This window comes from Chitinophaga sp. (genome assembly GCF_039596155.1).
Lineage (GTDB): Bacteria > Bacteroidota > Bacteroidia > Chitinophagales > Chitinophagaceae > Chitinophaga.
Genome location: NZ_JBCNKF010000057.1, coordinates 1 through 19,273 on the forward strand (window position 1 = coordinate 1; position 19,273 = coordinate 19,273).

Consider the following 19,273-nt stretch of genomic DNA (forward strand, 5'->3'; position numbering starts at 1 on the left):
AATTGGTTTTTCATAGGACAGTAACCATAATAAAATTAATATAATAACAAATATAATAAATATATATTTTAATAAACCCACAGGCCTAAATATTTAACCTGTTTAAATTTATTAAGATCAATTATGGGGAAACGTATAAAAAAAATAATGGGTTGATGGTAAATCCAAAATGAGCGTTTATTCGAATATATAGGAAATGCCAACTAAAAGAGGAGAAACCTCACCTACATCTGTGATACATCAATTCTCAGATTTTTACCAGAACGATTTGTGGAGTGCGAACTTATAGTCTATAAAACTAACTTATAAAAGTTATCAATATGCCTTTGAGAAAAATCAGCGGTGTATGGGGAAATCTATGCGGTAGAAATACATAAGACATATAATTCAGCAATGAGAGAAAATAGTAAGGGCACCTGGAAAGGCGCCCTCAATTTGTTACTATCCTATGAAAACCCTATTTGAATACAAATGTAAGGGCATGTTATTTTTCTTTAAAATTTTCAGACCACAATAACAAATCATTAACAAAGACACTGTACGCTAAAGCCTGAGAATGAGGCTAGTAGCACGTTTTCAGGCATCTATCAACAGCGGGAAATTTACATTTGTAAATCCGGCTGAAAGGGCCTCTGCTATTGCGTTTCGGCCTGAACTGGCATAGTTATCCTGTTAACTAACGCTGCTTTTTAGTAACTTGCTTGTATTTATCGTACAAAAAATATATTTTTATTTTATATGATAATAAATAACTTTTTAGCAAGTTAATCCGTTACACCTGAGTGAATGGCCCAAAGATTGCAGCGTGTAAAAATGGGAAGGGGTCTCAACGATGCTGTTTTTTGAATAGAAAATAGCTCACATGCATATTTCTCTAAGACTGTGACTTATTACCAAAAAATTAATACTTTTGCGACAACCGGAACAATGCTATTTTGATGCACAATAAAATATACAATTCTTTCATCGACAGGAAGGCAAAGGGATTAAAATCCTTTGCAGTACTGATTGATCCGGATAAGGTAACTCCAGCAGGAGCAGCTGACCTTGCAGCTAAATGTACAGCAGCAAAGGTTGACTATATCTTTCTGGGAGGGAGCCTTGTGATTACCTCTCATCTTGACGAGTGTGTACAACAGTTGAAAGCCAACTGTGATATACCAGTAGTTTTGTTTCCCGGAAGTCCCTCCCAGGTTTCCCGCTACGCAGATGCGCTGTTATATTTATCCTTAATCTCAGGCCGTAATCCGGAATTATTAATAGGTCAGCACGTCATCTCTGCCCCTGCGGTGAAGAAGAGCGGCCTTGAAGTGATTTCCACTGGTTACATGGTCGTAGATGGAGGAGCACCTACAACCGTATCCTACATCAGTAACACAACTCCACTTCCTGCAGACAAAGACGATATAGCCATGTGTACCGCCATCGCAGGCGAAATGCTTGGTCTCAAAGTTGTCTATATGGACGCCGGCAGCGGAGCCCGTAAACCTATTACTGAAAGTATGATTGCCCGTGTGGCCAGCCAGGTGAGTGCCCCTATCATTGTGGGCGGCGGTATCCGGGACGCTGAAAAAGCCTATCTGAACTGTAAAGCCGGCGCCGATATCATCGTAGTCGGAAATGCTATTGAGAAAGACGCTTCTTTAATTAAGGAAATTGCAGATGCTGTGCATGCAGCACCTGTGCTAAGATAATTGCCCCGTTGGCAAAAAAATTAAAGTCCCCTCCGAAAAGGGGACTTTTTGTTGTATTTCTAAGTTTTAAACCTGCAAATTATTCCGAAGATACACCTCATTTTAAGATTTTCATATCTCTTTCCTACAGACTCATCATCTCCTTAAACTTTACCGCCTGTCTCCGGCTCACCTCTATCTTTTCCCCACCCTTCATTTCCAACAACAACCCTCCATTGAAATAAGTATCGATCTTCTCGATCATCCGCAAATTCACTATATGCTTTCTATTTGCCCTGAAGAAAGTGCGCTCATCCAATCGCTCCTCCAGCGCATTCAATGACTTCAGGATCAATGGTTTATTTGTCTCAAAATACACCCTCGCATAGTTCCCCACACTCTCAAAAAGGCGAATCTCCTGCAATTTCACAAACCAGCAACGGTCACCATCCTTTACAAATACCTGGTCGTTTTCGGAAAGAATTGTTCTGATCGCGCCTACTTCGGCCTGTCTTTCTTTTTCTTCCTGCTGATGCAATTTGTGTATGGCATCTGCCAGCCTCTTAGGTTCTACCGGCTTCAGCAGGTAGTCCAGGGCGTTGTACTCAAATGCTTTCAGCGCGTGTTCGTCGTATGCCGTGGTGAAAATAACCTGGGGAGCCTTTTCCAGCTCTGCCAATAAGTCAAAACCAGTTTTATCAGGCATCTGGATATCCAGGAACAGGAGATCCGGATGCAGGGTTTCGATCTTATCCAGACCATCTTTGGCATTCACCGCTTCCCCCACCACTACAATCTCTGGATGGTCTGCCAGCAGCTTTTTAAGCTCACTCCTGGCTAATCTTTCATCGTCAATAATTAAAGCTTTTTTCATGAGCAGTTGCTTTGTTTTGATCGCTGCGCGTTACTATAAATCTAAGAATTTTATTCTATTCAGGAGAGACGCCGGTATGATGGCCTTTAGCCGGGAAGGAGCTCCATCATCTGTTCCACCCAAAATCATTAAAAAGGCCTCAGAACAGCGGCATTACCACTTTCACCTCTACCATCTCCCCATCCTTGTTGCTGATATTGAAAGATGCCTTGCTGCCAAATAACATACTCAACCGTTGTCTCGTACTCTGTATGCCAAATCCAAAACCCGGCCCGGCTGCAGACAGCTGACCTGTATTCTCGATCGTAATCTCATGGTGCATATTCCTTACATGAGAGCCAATCAATACTGTTCCTCCTGTGATGATCCTTGAAATACCATGCTTGATCGCATTCTCCACCAATGTCTGCAACATCATCGGTGGTACCGGCAATTCCAGCGTCTCCGGATCTATATCGTATTCTACTTTCAAGCGTTCTTCAAACCTGATCGTTTCCAGGGCCAGGTAGTCTTTTACAATGCTCAACTCATTTTCCAGGCTCACCGTCTCTGCCTTTTCTACCTGCATGGAACTGCGGAGTATATTTGACAATTCCGTAATGGCCGTCCTGGCTCTTTGCGGGTTTTCGTCCACCAATGCCCGGATACTGTTGAGCGCGTTAAAAATAAAGTGAGGATTTAACTGTGATTTGATCGTCTTCAGCTCCAGCTCTTTCACCGTACTTTCCAGTTTCAACTTATCAACCTGGGTGTTTCTGCTCCGGTCTATATAGTGCCACACAAAGTAAATGAGCCACCAGATAGCCGTAATCAGGAAAATAGGGATGAGAAAATTAACCGTTTTCAGATCGGCCAGCGTTCGCCGCTGGCTTACATCACGAAACAGGTTTCCCACCGAGATATTCCCAACATATATAATAATTCCGGCACCTACAGTCAGTCCGAAGAACAACAACATCTGGCTCTCAAAGCTGTACTGGAACCAGTTTATACGCTGTAACATGCTTCGGAGTGCATGCGTGGCAACCAGGCCAAAAAATATGATCAGCAGCAGATTGATAGTGTAAGATCTGTCCACACTTCCCTGGTAGGAGTAAGCGAAGAATATATTTACGACAAAATAAGCAGCCCATCCAGCTATCTGACACCACCAATATTTTGATATTCGTTTAAACATCTATTTGAAATTAATAAACAACTGCTACACTTCAAAATAACATAGCGGCGGTAATCCTCTGCACCAAATGCTGCTCGCCTTTGCCGGAAAAACTCATCTTGCCCAACTATCTCAGGATTGCCACTTTTATTCCAAAAGGCAGATTGTACATCCCGTTTTTGCTGAAAAGGACACCCGCCACCGTCCCAAAACCTTCCATCTATATCGCTGTCAGTCCGGAGAAAAAAGTATTTCCGGATAAATCCGACCATATCTTCCCGTCCAAAAATACCACTAGCCAGTGGTATACAGCAACAGGTGCAGATGTACGGAATTCTACGATGCCAAATGGTAGTATGTGCTGATATTTGGCAAATGAATTGTGGAGTGCATACACACATTATTTATCGTACTTTTGTGTATTAAAATCCTGCATCCAACAGATATGAACATTACGCCGGGCCCCCTATTGGGCAACATACAAACCCCTGCTGATTTGCGGAAGCTTAGTAAAGAACAACTGCATGAGGTAAGCGAAGAGCTCCGCCAGTTCATTATTGACGTGGTAAGCGTGCATGGTGGCCACTTTGCGGCCAGCCTTGGCGTGGTAGAGCTATCAGTAGCCCTGCACTATGTATTCAATACCCCCTATGATCAGCTGGTATGGGATGTGGGTCATCAGGCATATGGACACAAAATCCTCACCGGCAGAAGAGATGTGTTCTATACCAACCGTAAATACCACGGTATCAGCGGTTTCCCTAAAAGAGACGAAAGCCCCTACGACACCTTTGGCGTAGGTCACTCCTCCACCTCCCTCTCCGCAGCCCTTGGTATGGCCATCGCCTCCAAGTTCAAAGGAGAAACCGACCGCCAGCATATTGCTGTGATCGGCGACGGCGCAATGACCGCAGGTATGGCCTTCGAAGCCCTCAACCATGCAGGTGTTGCCAATGCCAACGTGCTTTTTATCCTCAATGATAACTGCATGTCCATTGACCCGAACGTGGGCGCACTCAAAGAATACCTGACCGATATCACCACTTCGCCAACCTACAATAAGTTCCGCGATGATGTGTGGAACCTCCTGGGCAAACTTCCAGTAGGCAAACGCTTTACCCGTGATATGGCTTCTAAACTGGAAGCAGGCATCAAAGGCGTAGTATCCGGCTCCAGCAACCTCTTCGAATCACTGAAACTCCGTTACTTCGGTCCGATCGACGGGCATAATATCATCAAACTGGTAGATACCCTGCAGGACCTGAAAGATATTCCCGGCCCTAAACTGCTCCATATCGTTACCACCAAGGGTAAAGGTTATGCACTGGCAGAAAAGGACCAGACTACCTGGCACGCACCCGGCCTGTTCGACAAGATCACCGGTGAAATCTTCAAAAAAGTGCCTGATAAGCCACAACCGCCCAAATACCAGGACGTGTTTGGCCATACAATTATTGAACTCGCAGAGCAGAATAACACCATCATGGGTATTACGCCTGCTATGCCTTCCGGCTCTTCTCTCAAATTCATGATGGAAAAGATGCCGGATCGCGCCTTCGATGTGGGCATCTGCGAACAGCATGCCGTTACCCTCTCTGCCGGTCTGGCTACCCAGGGTATGCGGGTATTCTGTAACATCTACTCTTCCTTCTTCCAGCGTGCATACGACCAGGCATTGCATGATGTAGCTATCCAGAAACTTCCTGTAGTATTCTGCCTGGACCGCGCAGGCCTGGTAGGTGAAGATGGTCCTACCCATCACGGTGCTTACGATATTGCTTATATGCGTTGTGTACCTAATGTAGTGATCAGCTCTCCCATGAATGAAGAAGAACTGCGTAACCTCATGTACACATCCCAGCTGTCTACGCAGACAATGCCTTTCGTGATCCGCTATCCGAGAGGACAGGGTGTAATGCCTGAATGGCGCCAGCCTTTCAAAGAAATTAAAGTAGGCACCGGCCGCAAACTACGTAGTGGTAAGGATATCGCCATCCTCTCCCTGGGTCCTGTAGGTAACTTCGTGACTGAAGCCTGCAAAAATCTCCTGGTAGAAGACCTGCAACCTGCTCACTACGATATGCGTTTTGTAAAGCCACTCGACACAGAAATGCTGCATGAAATATTCAGCCAGTACGACAAAGTGATCACCGTAGAAGATCACGCCATCAATGGTGGCTTTGGTAGTGCAGTACTGGAATTCATGGCAGATCATGGATATGCGGCGAAAGTAAAACGCCTGGGTATTCCTGACCGTATCATCGAGCATGGTAAGCCCGAAGAACTGCACCGTGAATGTGGATATGATGCTGCCGGTATCGCCAGCGCAGTGAGAGAAATGCTGAAAGATAAAGTGACAGTAACAGCTATTTAATAGTAGCAAATTTTATATCTCCCCTCATAAAAAACGCTTTGGCCTCAGACCAAAGCGTTTTTTACTTTTGTAAATATGTATTTACAGCTTCAGATCACAGCTATCATCAAAGAAACTGCAGACACTTTCACTTACAGGCTTCAGCCAGTAAATGATGCAAAAGTCGCCTATGAGGCTGGCCAGTTCCTGACATTTCTCATTGAACTACATGGCATAGAATATCGCCGGTCCTACTCATTCAGTTCTTCACCAGGCATAGATCATGATCTGGCTGTCACCATTCGTCGCAAGGAGAATGGCGAGATCTCACGACATATCCACGATCACTGGCAGGTAGGTGATATCGTCACTACTTTACAGCCTTCTGGCAGGTTCACCCTCGATGAAATACCCAACGAACCTTTCGATATCTTCCTGTTAGGTGCCGGCAGTGGTATCACCCCGCTCTTTTCCCTGCTGAAATACATCCTGCATCACTATACCCATGCTCATGTCAAACTGGTATATAGCAGCCCTACTCAGGAACGCACCATCTTCCATGCTCAGCTGCAATCCCTGCAACAACAATATGCTGAACAACTACATATTATCTATCTTTTCAGCGGGGAAGGCATCATTCGCAGATTGAGCAATGGCCTGCTGGAACCACTGGTAAATGAGCAATTAAAATACACACCATCACAGGCACAATTCTTTGTGTGCGGACCTCCTGAATATATGCGCATGGCACTGCTTACGCTGACCTTCATGGGGTATAGCGAACAACAACTACACAAAGAAAATTTCATCGTTGATACCGCCCCCCAACTCAAGCGAATTGGAACACCGGCAGACAGTACGATGAAAACTGTGATAATCAGGAAAGGCCATGATAGCTATACCTTACAACTACCCGGCAATAAGAATATTCTGACCGAAGCGCTGGCCCGGGGCATTATACTGCCTTATAGCTGCAAAGGAGGCGTGTGTGGCTCCTGCACAGCGCGTTGCACACAGGGAACAACATGGATGGCCCTCAATGAAGTGCTCACTGAAAAAGAGATAGCACAAGGCTACCTGCTTACCTGCACAGGATATGCAGTAAGTGAGACCGTCACCATAGAAATCTGATCCTTTATATGGCAGGTAAGGTTATGAAAAAGCGGAAAATGCGTTGAATTCTTCCTGTAACTCGTTATATAGCTTTCTGAATGTTTGCATGCGATCTTCCATTGTGGCGCAGTCATCCACGGGGCGGTCATCATGTAGAACGGCGAGCTGACCGTTGTTGGAGATCTTTTTAGCACATTGCTTTAAGTCGTGGAACATCTCATCCGATACCTCTAATTGACGGATGAACTGGTTTTGAAAATGCTCAATCTGGGCCAGAGAATCTTCGTCTTTTTTCTTGCCGGACAATAATTCAAGACGCTGCTGCATAGACCGGATGGTATCTCTGACACTATTCACTTCTACCTTCCAGTCCTGGATCTGTTCGAGCTCTGATGTTTGTGCTGAAACTTCCATATGTATTGATTTTGCTGTGAAAAAAATTAGCTGATCAATCATGCTTTCCTTGCGCAATACAAGTCCTGTTTGGAACACCTTTCTAAGGTACAAACCTTTTTAGCAATAGAAAAAGGCAATTTGCTTTTTAACAAATTGCCTTTTCCCGTTATATGGGTGCTTATTTATAAACTGTTATACCACACATGCAATCGAATTAATTATTCACATTACATGCAGGTATGCTGGTTATAAAATGCCTGTTCCAGCATTGAAGGATGATATTTTATTTTTAACGCAGGTATGAGTTGTACATCCAGATCACTTTTTCCTGTTCACGAATGTATGTGGTAATAAGATCATTCGTCCCGTCGTCACCTACTTCAGCACTCAGGGCAGACACTTCACGCTCTATTTCAATAATGGTCTGGAGACCGGAGAGTACATGTTGTACACAGGCCGTGTCTTTTCCTTCATTCTTTATTTCATGAATATGAGAGTCTGCTATATAGTCTGAGAAAGCATGCGTAGGGGTAAAGCCCAGGGTAAGGATACGCTCCGCGATTTCATCGATTTTGGTCAACGAATCGGTATATAATTCTTCAAATTTGATGTGAAGGGTAAAGAATTTATCGCCGCGTATGTTCCAGTGGAAGCCGCGTACGTTCATGTAAAAAACCTGGTAAGCAGCAAGCAGATGGTTCAGTTTTTCTGCCAGTTCCTTTGAAGTTTTTTTCTCCAGTCCGATGTTAGTTACTGCGGTACTCATACGATTAAATTTGTTTGACTTAGGAGTACAAATCAAATGCCGAACGGGCCAGTCAGCATGCTTTGCATGGCTGACTGGCCCGTTCGCAAAAAGGGATGATTTCCTCCCGGTAAAGGCCGACAGGAAATCATTCCGTAAACAGCTTACACCTGATTACGCTAATGTTGCATCCAATGTAATCTCTGTATTTAACAGCTTTGAAATCGGACAATTCGTTCTCGCTTCTTCTGCCAGTTCTGCAAACTTTGCCTGGTCCAGACCAGGCACTGTCGCCTTCAATTCCAGGTGACTACCAGTCACCGCACCATTCTCGAGCGTAACCGTCGCTTTCGTGTCCAGGTTCTCCGGCGTAAACCCAGCCCCGGAAATCAGGAAACTCAGCTTCATGGTAAAACAGCCTGCATGCGCAGCTGCAATCAGTTCTTCAGGGTTAGTACCATTGCCATCCTCGAAACGGCTCTTATAAGAATAAGGGGTACTGTTCAGCACAGTGGATTGTGTAGTAACTGTTCCTTTCCCATCCTTTCCTGTTCCTTGCCAGTTAGCAGAAGCATTTCTCTTCATGATTCAGTTTTTTGTGTAGATTAATTAATGTATTTGAAGGGATCCCTAAATTACTACTTCTTTTATTCTTCTCAACTTCGCACCCACGTAGATTTTTCTCTACATACGTAGAATAAAAAAGCCGCCCCAAAGGGACGGCTACTCACTATTTCTGGCAATCTATCCTTCAAAAAAAGTTAATGCGCCTAATATCACTCATCCACCCACACACTTTGCTTTGTACTATTGCCTGTTCCGATCTAATGTTTCTTAATACCAGTCAGGATTGCCAGAAATCTTCCTCTATTCCTGATTAGGCTTGTTTTACCAACTGCACACTTGCCAGCAGTTTTACCTCTTCACCCAGTAACAGACCACCGTTGTCGGTTGGACCGTTGAACGTAATGCCATACTCTTTTCTCGCGATTTTACCTTTTACTTCAAAGCCAGCCTTAGTCTGTCCGTATGGATCCTTTACAATACCGCTGAACTCAACATCCAGTTCTACTGGTTTGGTCACGCCACGCATAGTCAGGTCACCAGTTACTTTATAAGATTCGTCATCTACTTTCTTAATACCTGTAGACGTAAAAGTCAGTTTTGGAAATTGCGCTGCATGGAAGAAATCTTCTGCCTGCAGGTGCTGGTCACGTTGCTCATTCTTTGTAGTGATGCCAGCTACTTCAGCCTCAAAAGAGATCTTAGCGTCAGTGAAATCATCGCTGTTGCTTTCTACAGTCGCATCATACTTTGTGAAATAACCAGTTACATTAGTGATCATCAGATGCTTAATCTTAAATTCTACATCACTGTGAGATTGATCAATTTTCCAGATTGCCATAAAATAAGAGTTTTAGTTTTTTGAATGTTTTTAAATATCTAAAGGATTAATTGCCTTGTTTGTTGTTTGATGATGTAAAATTAATCGTTGCAACAAATATCTAAAATGGATAAAAAGAGGAAAGTGGTGGACTTTTTTATTCCATTTAAATAACTAATTGATTATCAGATTGCTAATTTTCCGGTTTCTTTGAATTCAGAAGGGGTCTGACCGGTATATTTCTTAAAAAAACGACTAAAATAATGAGGATCTTCAAAACCTAACCTGTAGGCAATCTCTTTTGCCGACAAGTCTGTATTATATAAATAACGCTGCGCTTCCAGGATGACCCGGTTACGGATATGCTCGCCTGCCGTGATGCCAGACTGTTGTTTGCTGATCTCATTCAGCAATACCGGCTTCACGTGCATCAACCCTGCATAATCAGATACATTCTTGAGGGTGGTATATTTCTCTTCAATGAGGTTCTTAAACTGTAAAAACAGAGAGCTGTTGTGCGATGCGTGCTGATCGGGTGTTGCTATCATGCTGCTACCCTTGATGCGGGAAGCCAGTACCAGAAAGTACCGTAGCAATCCATGCAAAGCAGTATCATATCCCGGCTCCTGGTCTTTCACCTCTTTTTTCATGAGCTGTACCAGCATCTCAAAGTCTCTTTCCTGTTCCGGCTGCAGGGTAATGACGGTACTGAACTGGTTATTGAAAAACAGAGAAGAATTAATACCCATCAGCGAAGCAGCCTGGTCTTTCAGACACATAAATGCATCCTGAAACGCAATCATGTACCCCTCTACCTTTTCGCTGAAGGTCATCGTATGTACCTGGCCCGGGGCCAGAAAATAAAGTGTATTCTTATTTACCTCGTATGTAACGGCATCAATGGTCGGCTCGATATGCCCCTGCTTGATCCAATAGATAGTGTAGAAGTCGTGACGGTGGGGTTTCCCATTAGTAGCGAAAAAACTCTCTTTCAGCTCACAGAGACTGGAAGCAACAAAGTTACTGTCTGCCTGCGCGTACGCCGGTAGAGAGACGATTTCGATATGTTCTTTCTTGTCACTCATTCCATATCCAGTGTTCCCGCTACTTCCAGTTCGCGGTCTTCAGGTTCTATAAAGTCGATGATAAAGTTGTTCCTGCCTTCACCCACCATGATAGTCATGTATTTCATTTGCACCAGTTCCAGCATGCCGAGGAAGAGGAAGATGGCATGCACCCTATCCTGACAATGATCAAAGATCTTTTCAAATGCCAGGGTCTTCTCCTTCTGCGCCAGTTCTATCATGTACTGACGGGAGCCTTCCATGGTATAATCATACTTATAAACGACGTGTTGGGGCTTGTTATCTCTCTGCTTTACCCTTTGCATCACCTTTTCGAAGGTCTGGGTGAGCTTAAAGAGAGTAAGCGTCTGAATTTCAGTACCCTCGCTGGTAATTTCACCGATAGATGACAGTTCTTTGGCAATATTCCCTCTCTTGATCATCAGCATCCTGTCGGCTTCTTTTTCAGCCAGTTCCGCAGCGGCCTGTTTATAGCGCTTATATTCCAGGATCTTATCGATCAATTCCTGGCGGGGATCTATTTCCACTCCCTGCTCATCCAGTTCTTTACGGGGCAACAGCATCTTGGCCTTAATACGCATCAGGGTAGATACGAAAAGGATGAATTCGCTGGCCAGCTCGATATTGAGCGATTCCAGGTGATGAATATAATCCAGGAAGTCGTTGGTAATAGTCGTGATGGGGATATTGTAAATGTCCAGCTCGTCCCGCTCAATGAAGAAGAGCAGCAGGTCAAAAGGGCCCTCGAACTGGGGTAGTTTTATCTTGTATGAGTTGTCAGCCATAATGTTATGATCCCTTCGCCTGGCAAATTCCGGGTGAAGGGATCATTCAAAAATAGTAAAAAATTCCCGCTTAAAACTTGGCCGAGAAACCGACCCCGATCACCTCTTTGACCTGTAGCCTTGGACCCAGCACACCCGTTTTCGGATTCACGAAGGACTTCACGTCATCATCATAGATCATATCGAACGAGATCACGGCGGAGATATATTTATTTACTGCCAGATTGAGCGAGTTGGTCATATACAAATCCACGTTCTGCGGATTGTTCCGGTAGTTGGAGTAAAGATCTAACCTGCCTTTGTATACAATCCCTTTGGCCAGCGTCTGTACAGTATTGATTGTCAGGTAAGCACCAAACTCAGATTTCACATGTCTGCCGGTATCTACCCCGAAAGCTCCCTGGGAAGACAGGTAGTTATCCATCACGAATACATAACGACCGGTCACAGGTGAGAAGAATATAGAAAACTGGTCTGTCGGCTTATAGTCCATACCCGGAGAGAGCACCAGGTACGCAGGAGAGAAAAATCTGGACGAAAGGGTCCTGGAAGTGTCTGTATACAGGAAACCATCTGAGAACTGTGTACGAAGATCGACCAGACCTGACAGGTAAAAGTTCTTACCGATGTCATAACCATACTTAGAGGTAATGGAGATGAGGTCATCGCTCTTACGCCCCCCAAGGCTGGTGGTATTTACATACCCGTAAGCCAGGTTCAGCACGTTGTCCCAGCTGTGCCTGCCTTTTTTGTAAAAAGCGAATGCGTTCAGGGAAGAAGCAACGGAGAAAGAGAATTTATCACCACCTGCGGCCCAGTTAGTCAATGTTCCCTGGTTTACGTTCAGGTTAAAAGTGCCTCCTTTTTTCCAGACTTTATGTGTCGTATCGCTGGCATCTTTTTTAATTTTTCCGCTCGCTTCCTCGCGGGAGGTTTTCATCCAGTCTGTCTGAGCATGCAGTAAACTGAATGTACACACCAGTAAAATGGCCGTCAAAAAGGATTTTCTCATTATAAATTGTGGTTTAAATGCGGGGGTCAGCATACAGTGAGACCTGTACAGCAGCTTACGAACCGCCTTGAATTAATTGTTCTAAAGCCGCAAAAGTAAAAAACTCTATAAAAAGCTACAAGGGGTCGCCAATGGCCACCCCCTGTACACTATTCTTATGCGTAATTATTTTTTTCTTAATTCGTCTCTGATCTCCATCAGCAACTTCTCTTGTGGAGTAGGTGCCGGTGGGGCAGCTGGGGCTGCAGGAGCTTCCTCTTTCTTCTTAGTGAGGGCATTGATTCCCTTTACAAGCAGGAAAATACAGAAAGCAATAATAACAAATTCAATTACGGACTGGATAAACAGGCCATAAGATAATACTGGGGCACCAGCTTCCTTTGCTTTGGCAAGCGATTCAAAACCTGTTCCCTTACTGTCATTCAGCAGAATGTACTTTTCTTTGAAATCCACTTTACCAGTCAGAATACCAAGGATGGGCATAAAAATGTTATCTACCAGTGCCGATACAATCTTTCCGAAAGCAGCACCAATGATCACACCGACTGCGAGATCAATTACATTTCCTTTGGTGGCAAAATCTCTGAACTCTTTGAAGAAACCCATATAACGACTTTTTTAGGTGACACGAACAAATTGCGGAGCCAAGATAATACATTCACTCTTCGCATAAAAAATCTATAAAAAAACGGTATTAACTCCTTGTATCTTTTACTACCTGCTATAACTATCAAAACATTTACTTAATCTTTCAACGTAGGATATTTCATCTTCAATGACAGCAGTGTATCCCTTAACGTTTTTGCGACTACGTACTCTTTATACCAGTTATCATCAGCTGGTACAATCATCCATGGCACATCATTACAATGTTCAAATATATCCTCATATGCTTTTCTATACTTCTTCCAGAACTTTGCCTCTATCAGGTCGCCTTTATTATATTTCCACATCTTCTTTGGATTAGTCGTGCGCTCCTTCAGGCGCGTCGCCTGCTCTTCCTGTGATACATGCAGATAAAATTTTAGTATCGTTGTATTGCCATGTACTGTCAATAATCTTTCAAAATCATTGATTGCCTTCATCCGCTTCTCCACCGTTTTTTCATCAATCCATTTATGTACCCGCTGCACTAAGACATCTTCATAATGAGAACGATTGAATACCATAATCATGCCTTTGGGTGGAGCCTGCTGATGTATACGCCATAAAAAATCATGATCCATTTCCTGCTCAGTAGGTACCTTGAATGCATGAACATTTACACCTTCCGGGTTCATTGTACTCATCACCGAACGGATAGCACCGTCTTTCCCACTTGCATCCATACCCTGCAAAACAATTAATACCGCATGTTTATGCTCAGCATAGAGCAGGTTCTGTAACTCATCCAGCTCTTCTCTAATCTGGTCAGTCAGGGCTTTCGTCTTTTCTTTATCCAGCTTTTTAGGAGCTGTTGTACTAATATCTGCCAGTTTAATTTTACTCATTCGCGTAGCATTTCTACTTAGTGTAACAAATTATAAACCGAAGTGTTGTACTTCACAAGTAGAAATCTTCCTGTCTGCCGCAGGAATTTCTTTATGCCGGATTTTAATGATTCTTATTCTTAAAATGCGTCTCCTTCTTTTTTGCGATCTTTGTAGCGCCATTCTAAAAATCAAAAAAAAGTGAGCCAACGAACATTGCAATGGGGGATCTTTCTCCTCCTTTCCCTCACCTGGGGTAGTTCCTTCATTCTCATGAAACTGGGTATGGAGCACCTATCGCCCTGGCAGGTAGCCAGCCTCCGCATGCTTTGCGCCGGCATTTCATTATCACCTTTCTTTTTCGGTGCTATTCACAAAATACCTGTCAGGAAACTTCCCCTGATCTTCCTGTCAGGACTCTTAGGTAATTTCTTCCCTGCCTTTCTTTTCTGTATTGCTGAAACGCATGTAGACAGTGGTCTGGCTGGTATCCTGAACGGGTTTACGCCGCTCATGACCCTGGTAACAGGGGCTTTGCTGTTCAATAATGCAATTATTAAACGTCAATTACTGGGTATTAGTGCCGGCCTGATAGGAGTCATCTTACTATTCGCGTCTCAGGGCATCAGCACGAGTTATTGGTACTACGGTCTGTGGATACTTGTAGCCACGGTATGCTATGGCACTAATATCAACCTGGCCCGTAAGCACCTGAAAGATTATTCATCCATACAGGTGAGTGCCATTTCTCTGGGATTCTGTGCCATCCTGGCCTTGCCGGTGTTACTGTATACACATTTCTTTGCGTTGCTCAGTGGCCCTGCTATACCGTGGACGTCTATAGGAGCGGCCGCTACACTAGGTCTGCTGGGGAGCGGTATTGCAACCGTCTTATTTTATTTTCTCATCAGCCGAACGGGGGCTATGTTCGCCAGTATGGTGACCTATGCATTGCCGGTAGTGGCGCTGGGATGGGGCTTCCTGGCCGGAGAGCATATCACGGTCCTACAGATCCTGAGCCTGGCAATCATCTTAGGTGGCGTATATCTTGTAAACAGGAAATAATTGCCTGGAAACCTTAAAAATAAAAAGGTTGTATCTCATTGTTGATACAACCTTTTTTTAATATCATCTGACAATTCCTTAGATCGCCATAATCTCTTTCTCTTTCTGTGCGCAGTGCTTATCTACCATCTCAATAAACTTATTGGTCAGTGATTGCACGTCAGCTTCTGCATCTTTTGCAGTATCCTCGCTCAGGCCATCTTTCTGCAATTTCTTGATTCCTTCGATCGCATCACGACGGATATTCCTGATCGACACTTTCGCGTGTTCTCCTTCTCCAGCTGCCCTTTTTACAAATTCTCTTCTTCTTTCTTCTGTCAGTGGCGGCAGGAACAGCCTTATGATCATCCCATCGTTCTGTGGGTTAATACCGATGTTGGAAGCAATGATAGCTCTTTCTATCGGCTGGAGCATATTTTTTTCCCAGGGTTGAACAGTCAGGGTACGTGCATCAGCCACATTGATATTGGCAACCTGGGAGAGCGGGGTAGCAGACCCATAATAGTCCACAGAGATCCCATCCAGGATGGTTGGAGATGCTTTACCAGCTCTGATCCTTGTCAATTCCAGCTCAAGGTGAGCGATCGCCTTTTTCATGGAGTCGCTGGCATCGTCCATGATTAACGTTAGATCATCTTGCATAGCAAACAAATAATTAAGTGCGTGCAAACCTACAGGAATTATCTGAGATTTTGAAGCCGGGATATGATAGAAATAGAATATGAGGTAAGCGAAGCGGACAATTGTTTACCTGCCATGGCCTTCATACAGGTAAGCAGGAACAATAAAAAACCAGTTCCGGTTATTTATCCTGTAATATACCTTTTGGATTGACTCTGATAGGGGATTTTGGAACTACCTCTACTGCGGGTTTGGAGTCGTTGAGGGTAGCCAGATTCACCTTATGTAGCATATTTTCCTTTCTCTTTTTGGCCTGATAAAGCACGCCGGTAAGAACTAAGGCGGAGCCAATCATACTGCTCAGCAGCCAGCCAGTACCAATATGCTGGAAAATGAATGCAAAAGCAATATAAGCAGCATTTACCACTACACATACCAGCGTCGTCTGCCGGTGGTTGAGGTTCAGCGCCAACAGGTAGTGATGCAGGTGATTGCGGTCAGCCGAGAACGGAGAACGCCCATGCAGCATTCTTACCGCAAATACACGCATTGTATCGAACAGTGGCAGGATCAGTATCGCAATTGCAACAGCAGGAACAGATTCTACAGGCAGCTTACCAGCCGGATTACCAGCCACTTCGATAAATTTGATAGTCAGTATGGCATTCACCAGGCCCACCAGCAATGAACCGGTATCTCCCATGAAGATCCTGGCCGGAGAAATATTGTAAATGAGGAAAGCGGCTAAACCACCAGCCATAGAAAAACCGATCACAGCATATAACAGCTGACCGGTATACAGGAAGTAAGAAGCCAGTACGCCAGATACCAGCATGCCTACACTACCCGCCAGGCCATCCACACCATCAATCAGGTTGAAAGCGTTGATCACTACCAGGAATGTAAAATATGTGAGCAGCAGGCTAAAGTGCGGAGGCAGGGCATTGATACCCATAAAACCATACATACTGCTGATCTGTAAATTGCTGAGATAAATGACTGCAAAAGAAGCCATTAACTGGCCAATGAGTTTTTTCAACGGGGTAAGACCTACAATGTCGTCTTTCATTCCCACCATAAATATCACAAAGAACGCTGCCACCATATATTGGTATGGAGAGTCAGCCAACGCAGGTACACAAACCGCTGTAGCCACAATGAATCCAGAAAAAAAAGCGATCCCTCCTAATGTTGGGATTCGCGACTTATGAGATTTCCGTTCGTCCGGTTCGTCATATAAATGCTTCAATTCTGCCACCCGGATAAGGACGGGGATTGCAAAGTAGGTTATAACGAAACTTAGGACGGTAGCAATTAAAACATTCTCCATTTGGGAGGGACTTGGTCTATGTACAAAGATATTAATTTCAATCAAATGTGTATCAAGATATCCGAAAATATACCAGAATACCGGGATGACAAAGTTAAAATGAGGGAATTAGGCAAGATTATGTGCATTTGTATTTAAATTCTATTATTTTCGCCTGATCAAAAAATTTGCAAGTATTATGCCACAGTTGAAAGATATAGCTACACAAATCAGAAGGGATATCGTTCGCATGGTGCATGGCTGCCAGAGTGGCCATCCAGGCGGTTCATTAGGTTGTGCTGATTTTTTCACAGCCCTGTATTTTAAGGTAATGCAGCACAAGCCGCAGCCTTTTGACATGGACGGAGGTGATCAGGACCTGTTCTTTTTATCCAATGGCCATATCTCGCCGGTATTTTACAGTGCATTAGCCCGTTCCGGGTATTTTGAAGTGTCTGAACTGGCTACTTTCCGCCAGTTAAACTCCCGTGTACAGGGTCACCCTACCACACATGAAGGTTTACCTGGTATACGTATGGCATCCGGATCACTGGGTCAGGGGCTGAGTGTTGCAATTGGTGCTGCACTGACTAAGAAACTGAATAATGATGACCGTATTGTATTCTCTCTCCATGGTGATGGTGAGCTGGAAGAAGGTCAGAACTGGGAAGCAATTATGTTTGCGCCTCATCATAAAGTAGATAACCTGATTGCGACTGTAGACTGGAATGGACAGCAGATCGATGGCACTGTAGAAGCAGTAGCTGGTCTCGGTGACCTGGAAGCTAAGTTTGCCGCTTTTGGATGGACCGTACTGCATATGAATGGAAACGATATGGATGAAGTAGTGGCTACACTGGAGAAAGCAGTAGAAATGACCGGTCAGGGCAAACCAATTGTAATCCTGATGAAAACGATTATGGGTGCAGGTGTTGACTTCATGGAAGGACATCACGAGTGGCATGGTATTGCTCCAAACGATGAACAGCTGAAGAGCGCACTGAACCAGTTGCCAGAGACACTGGGAGATTATTAATGGAAAACTCAGCAATGAATAGCCTGGGAACAGGCAAAAAAAACAGGCCGGTCACGAAGTGACCGGCCTGTTTTTTTACTAACTTTTTCCGCCTGCGATAGACGGCTAAAAATATCATTCGAATAGGTCAGGTTGCCTTCAGCGCCACCTGTTGCCTTCCCGCTCTGCGGGCAGGATACCAGCTGGCAGCCACACCGATTACAATGATCGTGATACTCACCAGCACAAAGTCCATGAAGTGCATACTTACAGGATAGGAGTCTACTAAAAATGACTGCCCCTGCAATTTGACCAGGCCAAACTTATCTTGCAATACACAAAACGTAATGCTGATAAAAAATCCTATCAACGTACCAATCCCAGCAATGATCAATCCCTCTGTCAGAAAGATCCTAGTAATCAGGCTGCTTCTCGCCCCCATCGCCTTCAGAATAGTAATATCCTTCTGCTTCTCCATAACCAGCATATAAAGAGAACCGATCATATTGAATGCAGCAATCACCATAATAAAAGACATGATCACATATACTGCCCACTTCTCTGTCTGCATGATGGCGTACAGCGACTGGTTCTGTTCATATCTTGTTTCCAGGTGGTAATTATCACCTAACAGCTGTTTCAGCTTTACCTTCAGGTCATTATCATCTACGCCGGGCTTTGCCTTGATCTCCAGTGCCGACATCTCGTCAGGAGCCATCCCTAATACCCCTCTCATAAAATCGATATGGGTGATCACATATTTGCTGTTGAACTCCTGTTGAATAGCAAATGACCCGGAAGGGTAGAGGACGCCGCTTCCCAGTGCCTCTTCAGGTGTGGTGACGCTGCTAATGTTACGGCGGGGCAGGTATACCGTAATTGGTACCAGGCTCCTTTCCACATCCACGCCCAGTGCCATTTCCAGCTCAAGACCTAACACAGCCCTGTAAGCCAGCTCATCGCCCGTATCATAGTGACCACGAACAATATTCTTGTTCACTGCCGCTACCTTGTTATAATTACTATCCACTCCCTTCAGGATAGCGATCGTCTGATCGCCGTCCCCGTATCGCAACACTGCCTTTTCTTCAATTACTTCTGTCATGAATGCCACGCCTTTTACCCCTGCTATCTGCTTCAGTTGGGCAGTTGTCAGGTGCAACGATTTTCCGCTCACCGGGCTCACCTTTACGGATGGGTAAAAGGAAGAATAAAGAG

General features: G+C 44.4%; 19 protein-coding genes. 5 read left to right on the forward strand and 14 right to left on the reverse strand.

Features of this window, described 5'->3' with window-relative positions; genetic code table 11:
- The first annotated feature begins 938 nt into the window (after positions 1-938).
- Positions 939-1,694 (forward strand): geranylgeranylglyceryl/heptaprenylglyceryl phosphate synthase, encoded by a 756-nt coding sequence (locus ABDW33_RS30785; protein WP_183289654.1) that lies wholly within the window; start codon positions 939-941, stop codon positions 1,692-1,694.
- Positions 1,695-1,818: 124 nt separating this feature from the next.
- Here ABDW33_RS30785 and ABDW33_RS30790 read toward each other — a convergent pair whose 3' ends face one another.
- Together ABDW33_RS30790 and ABDW33_RS30795 are read right to left on the reverse strand one after the other, a co-directional pair.
- Positions 1,819-2,547, reverse strand: coding sequence for a LytTR family transcriptional regulator DNA-binding domain-containing protein (locus ABDW33_RS30790; protein ID WP_116852712.1), 729 nt, complete (start codon positions 2,545-2,547; stop codon positions 1,819-1,821).
- Between the two features lie 139 nt (positions 2,548-2,686).
- The gene (locus ABDW33_RS30795; protein WP_343693927.1) at positions 2,687-3,724 is read right to left on the reverse strand and encodes a histidine kinase; all 1,038 of its coding nucleotides are present in this window, start codon (positions 3,722-3,724) and stop codon (positions 2,687-2,689) included.
- A 424-nt stretch (positions 3,725-4,148) separates the two neighbouring features.
- On the opposite strand from ABDW33_RS30795, the gene dxs reads away from it, so the two are divergent.
- Together dxs and ABDW33_RS30805 are read left to right on the forward strand one after the other, a co-directional pair.
- Positions 4,149-6,077 (forward strand): 1-deoxy-D-xylulose-5-phosphate synthase, encoded by a 1,929-nt coding sequence (dxs, locus tag ABDW33_RS30800; protein WP_343693928.1) that lies wholly within the window; start codon positions 4,149-4,151, stop codon positions 6,075-6,077.
- Between the two features lie 75 nt (positions 6,078-6,152).
- Complete coding sequence (locus tag ABDW33_RS30805) at positions 6,153-7,187, forward strand: iron-sulfur cluster-binding domain-containing protein (RefSeq protein WP_343693929.1); 1,035 nt, start codon at positions 6,153-6,155, stop codon at positions 7,185-7,187.
- Positions 7,188-7,208: 21 nt separating this feature from the next.
- Here the strand turns inward: ABDW33_RS30805 and ABDW33_RS30810 are convergent, their stop codons facing one another.
- The 9 genes from ABDW33_RS30810 to ABDW33_RS30850 all read right to left on the reverse strand — a co-directional run bounded on the left by ABDW33_RS30810 (position 7,209) and on the right by ABDW33_RS30850 (position 14,066).
- Positions 7,209-7,583 (reverse strand): hypothetical protein, encoded by a 375-nt coding sequence (locus ABDW33_RS30810; protein ID WP_343693930.1) that lies wholly within the window; start codon positions 7,581-7,583, stop codon positions 7,209-7,211.
- Positions 7,584-7,854: 271 nt separating this feature from the next.
- On the reverse strand, positions 7,855-8,331 hold the full coding sequence (locus tag ABDW33_RS30815; RefSeq protein ID WP_343693931.1) for a Dps family protein: 477 nt from the start codon (positions 8,329-8,331) through the stop codon (positions 7,855-7,857).
- A gap of 153 nt (positions 8,332-8,484) precedes the next feature.
- The gene (locus ABDW33_RS30820) at positions 8,485-8,895 is read right to left on the reverse strand and encodes an OsmC family protein (RefSeq protein ID WP_343693932.1); all 411 of its coding nucleotides are present in this window, start codon (positions 8,893-8,895) and stop codon (positions 8,485-8,487) included.
- 292 nt (positions 8,896-9,187) lie between these two features.
- Positions 9,188-9,715, reverse strand: a complete 528-nt coding sequence (locus ABDW33_RS30825) for a YceI family protein (RefSeq protein ID WP_343693933.1) — start codon at positions 9,713-9,715, stop codon at positions 9,188-9,190.
- A 164-nt stretch (positions 9,716-9,879) separates the two neighbouring features.
- Positions 9,880-10,779, reverse strand: a complete 900-nt coding sequence (locus ABDW33_RS30830) for a helix-turn-helix domain-containing protein (RefSeq protein ID WP_343693934.1) — start codon at positions 10,777-10,779, stop codon at positions 9,880-9,882.
- Positions 10,776-11,564, reverse strand: a complete 789-nt coding sequence (locus ABDW33_RS30835) for a segregation/condensation protein A (RefSeq protein ID WP_343693935.1) — start codon at positions 11,562-11,564, stop codon at positions 10,776-10,778. Before ABDW33_RS30835 ends, ABDW33_RS30830 begins: the two co-directional genes overlap by 4 nt.
- A 70-nt stretch (positions 11,565-11,634) precedes the next feature.
- Positions 11,635-12,576 carry a DUF3078 domain-containing protein gene (locus ABDW33_RS30840; RefSeq protein ID WP_343693936.1) on the reverse strand — a complete coding sequence of 314 codons (942 nt, stop codon included), beginning with the start codon at positions 12,574-12,576 and terminating at the stop codon, positions 11,635-11,637.
- Positions 12,577-12,741: 165 nt separating this feature from the next.
- On the reverse strand, positions 12,742-13,182 hold the full coding sequence (gene mscL, locus ABDW33_RS30845) for a large conductance mechanosensitive channel protein MscL (protein WP_343693937.1): 441 nt from the start codon (positions 13,180-13,182) through the stop codon (positions 12,742-12,744).
- A 137-nt stretch (positions 13,183-13,319) separates the two neighbouring features.
- Positions 13,320-14,066 (reverse strand): PPK2 family polyphosphate kinase, encoded by a 747-nt coding sequence (locus ABDW33_RS30850; RefSeq protein ID WP_343693938.1) that lies wholly within the window; start codon positions 14,064-14,066, stop codon positions 13,320-13,322.
- Between the two features lie 180 nt (positions 14,067-14,246).
- Here ABDW33_RS30850 and ABDW33_RS30855 point away from each other — a divergent pair, with 180 nt between their 5' ends.
- Entirely contained in the window at positions 14,247-15,110 is an 864-nt protein-coding gene (locus ABDW33_RS30855) for a DMT family transporter (RefSeq protein WP_343693939.1), read from the forward strand.
- A gap of 78 nt (positions 15,111-15,188) precedes the next feature.
- On the opposite strand, the gene frr is transcribed toward ABDW33_RS30855, so the two are convergent.
- Positions 15,189-15,752 (reverse strand): ribosome recycling factor, encoded by a 564-nt coding sequence (gene frr / locus ABDW33_RS30860; protein WP_343693940.1) that lies wholly within the window; start codon positions 15,750-15,752, stop codon positions 15,189-15,191.
- A 160-nt stretch (positions 15,753-15,912) separates the two neighbouring features.
- The gene (locus ABDW33_RS30865) at positions 15,913-17,061 is read right to left on the reverse strand and encodes an MraY family glycosyltransferase (RefSeq protein ID WP_343693941.1); all 1,149 of its coding nucleotides are present in this window, start codon (positions 17,059-17,061) and stop codon (positions 15,913-15,915) included.
- 178 nt (positions 17,062-17,239) lie between these two features.
- Here ABDW33_RS30865 and ABDW33_RS30870 point away from each other — a divergent pair, with 178 nt between their 5' ends.
- Positions 17,240-18,076, forward strand: a complete 837-nt coding sequence (locus ABDW33_RS30870) for a transketolase (RefSeq protein WP_343693942.1) — start codon at positions 17,240-17,242, stop codon at positions 18,074-18,076.
- Positions 18,077-18,203: 127 nt separating this feature from the next.
- Here the strand turns inward: ABDW33_RS30870 and ABDW33_RS30875 are convergent.
- Positions 18,204-19,273: FtsX-like permease family protein (locus ABDW33_RS30875; protein ID WP_343693943.1), on the reverse strand; the 1,070-nt coding region annotated here is incomplete at its 5' end.

What these genes read in the sequence shown, in the direction of transcription:
- ABDW33_RS30785 (WP_183289654.1), top strand. Translation starts at nt 939, where the DNA reads ATGCACAATAAAATATACAATTCTTTCATCGACAGGAAGGCAAAGGGA.
- ABDW33_RS30790 (WP_116852712.1), bottom strand. Translation starts at nt 2,547, where the DNA reads ATGAAAAAAGCTTTAATTATTGACGATGAAAGATTAGCCAGGAGTGAG.
- ABDW33_RS30795 (WP_343693927.1), bottom strand. Translation starts at nt 3,724, where the DNA reads ATGTTTAAACGAATATCAAAATATTGGTGGTGTCAGATAGCTGGATGG.
- dxs (WP_343693928.1), top strand. Translation starts at nt 4,149, where the DNA reads ATGAACATTACGCCGGGCCCCCTATTGGGCAACATACAAACCCCTGCT.
- ABDW33_RS30805 (WP_343693929.1), top strand. Translation starts at nt 6,153, where the DNA reads ATGTATTTACAGCTTCAGATCACAGCTATCATCAAAGAAACTGCAGAC.
- ABDW33_RS30810 (WP_343693930.1), bottom strand. Translation starts at nt 7,583, where the DNA reads ATGGAAGTTTCAGCACAAACATCAGAGCTCGAACAGATCCAGGACTGG.
- ABDW33_RS30815 (WP_343693931.1), bottom strand. Translation starts at nt 8,331, where the DNA reads ATGAGTACCGCAGTAACTAACATCGGACTGGAGAAAAAAACTTCAAAG.
- ABDW33_RS30820 (WP_343693932.1), bottom strand. Translation starts at nt 8,895, where the DNA reads ATGAAGAGAAATGCTTCTGCTAACTGGCAAGGAACAGGAAAGGATGGG.
- ABDW33_RS30825 (WP_343693933.1), bottom strand. Translation starts at nt 9,715, where the DNA reads ATGGCAATCTGGAAAATTGATCAATCTCACAGTGATGTAGAATTTAAG.
- ABDW33_RS30830 (WP_343693934.1), bottom strand. Translation starts at nt 10,779, where the DNA reads ATGAGTGACAAGAAAGAACATATCGAAATCGTCTCTCTACCGGCGTAC.
- ABDW33_RS30835 (WP_343693935.1), bottom strand. Translation starts at nt 11,564, where the DNA reads ATGGCTGACAACTCATACAAGATAAAACTACCCCAGTTCGAGGGCCCT.
- ABDW33_RS30840 (WP_343693936.1), bottom strand. Translation starts at nt 12,576, where the DNA reads ATGAGAAAATCCTTTTTGACGGCCATTTTACTGGTGTGTACATTCAGT.
- mscL (WP_343693937.1), bottom strand. Translation starts at nt 13,182, where the DNA reads ATGGGTTTCTTCAAAGAGTTCAGAGATTTTGCCACCAAAGGAAATGTA.
- ABDW33_RS30850 (WP_343693938.1), bottom strand. Translation starts at nt 14,066, where the DNA reads ATGAGTAAAATTAAACTGGCAGATATTAGTACAACAGCTCCTAAAAAG.
- frr (WP_343693940.1), bottom strand. Translation starts at nt 15,752, where the DNA reads ATGCAAGATGATCTAACGTTAATCATGGACGATGCCAGCGACTCCATG.
- ABDW33_RS30865 (WP_343693941.1), bottom strand. Translation starts at nt 17,061, where the DNA reads ATGGAGAATGTTTTAATTGCTACCGTCCTAAGTTTCGTTATAACCTAC.
- ABDW33_RS30870 (WP_343693942.1), top strand. Translation starts at nt 17,240, where the DNA reads ATGCCACAGTTGAAAGATATAGCTACACAAATCAGAAGGGATATCGTT.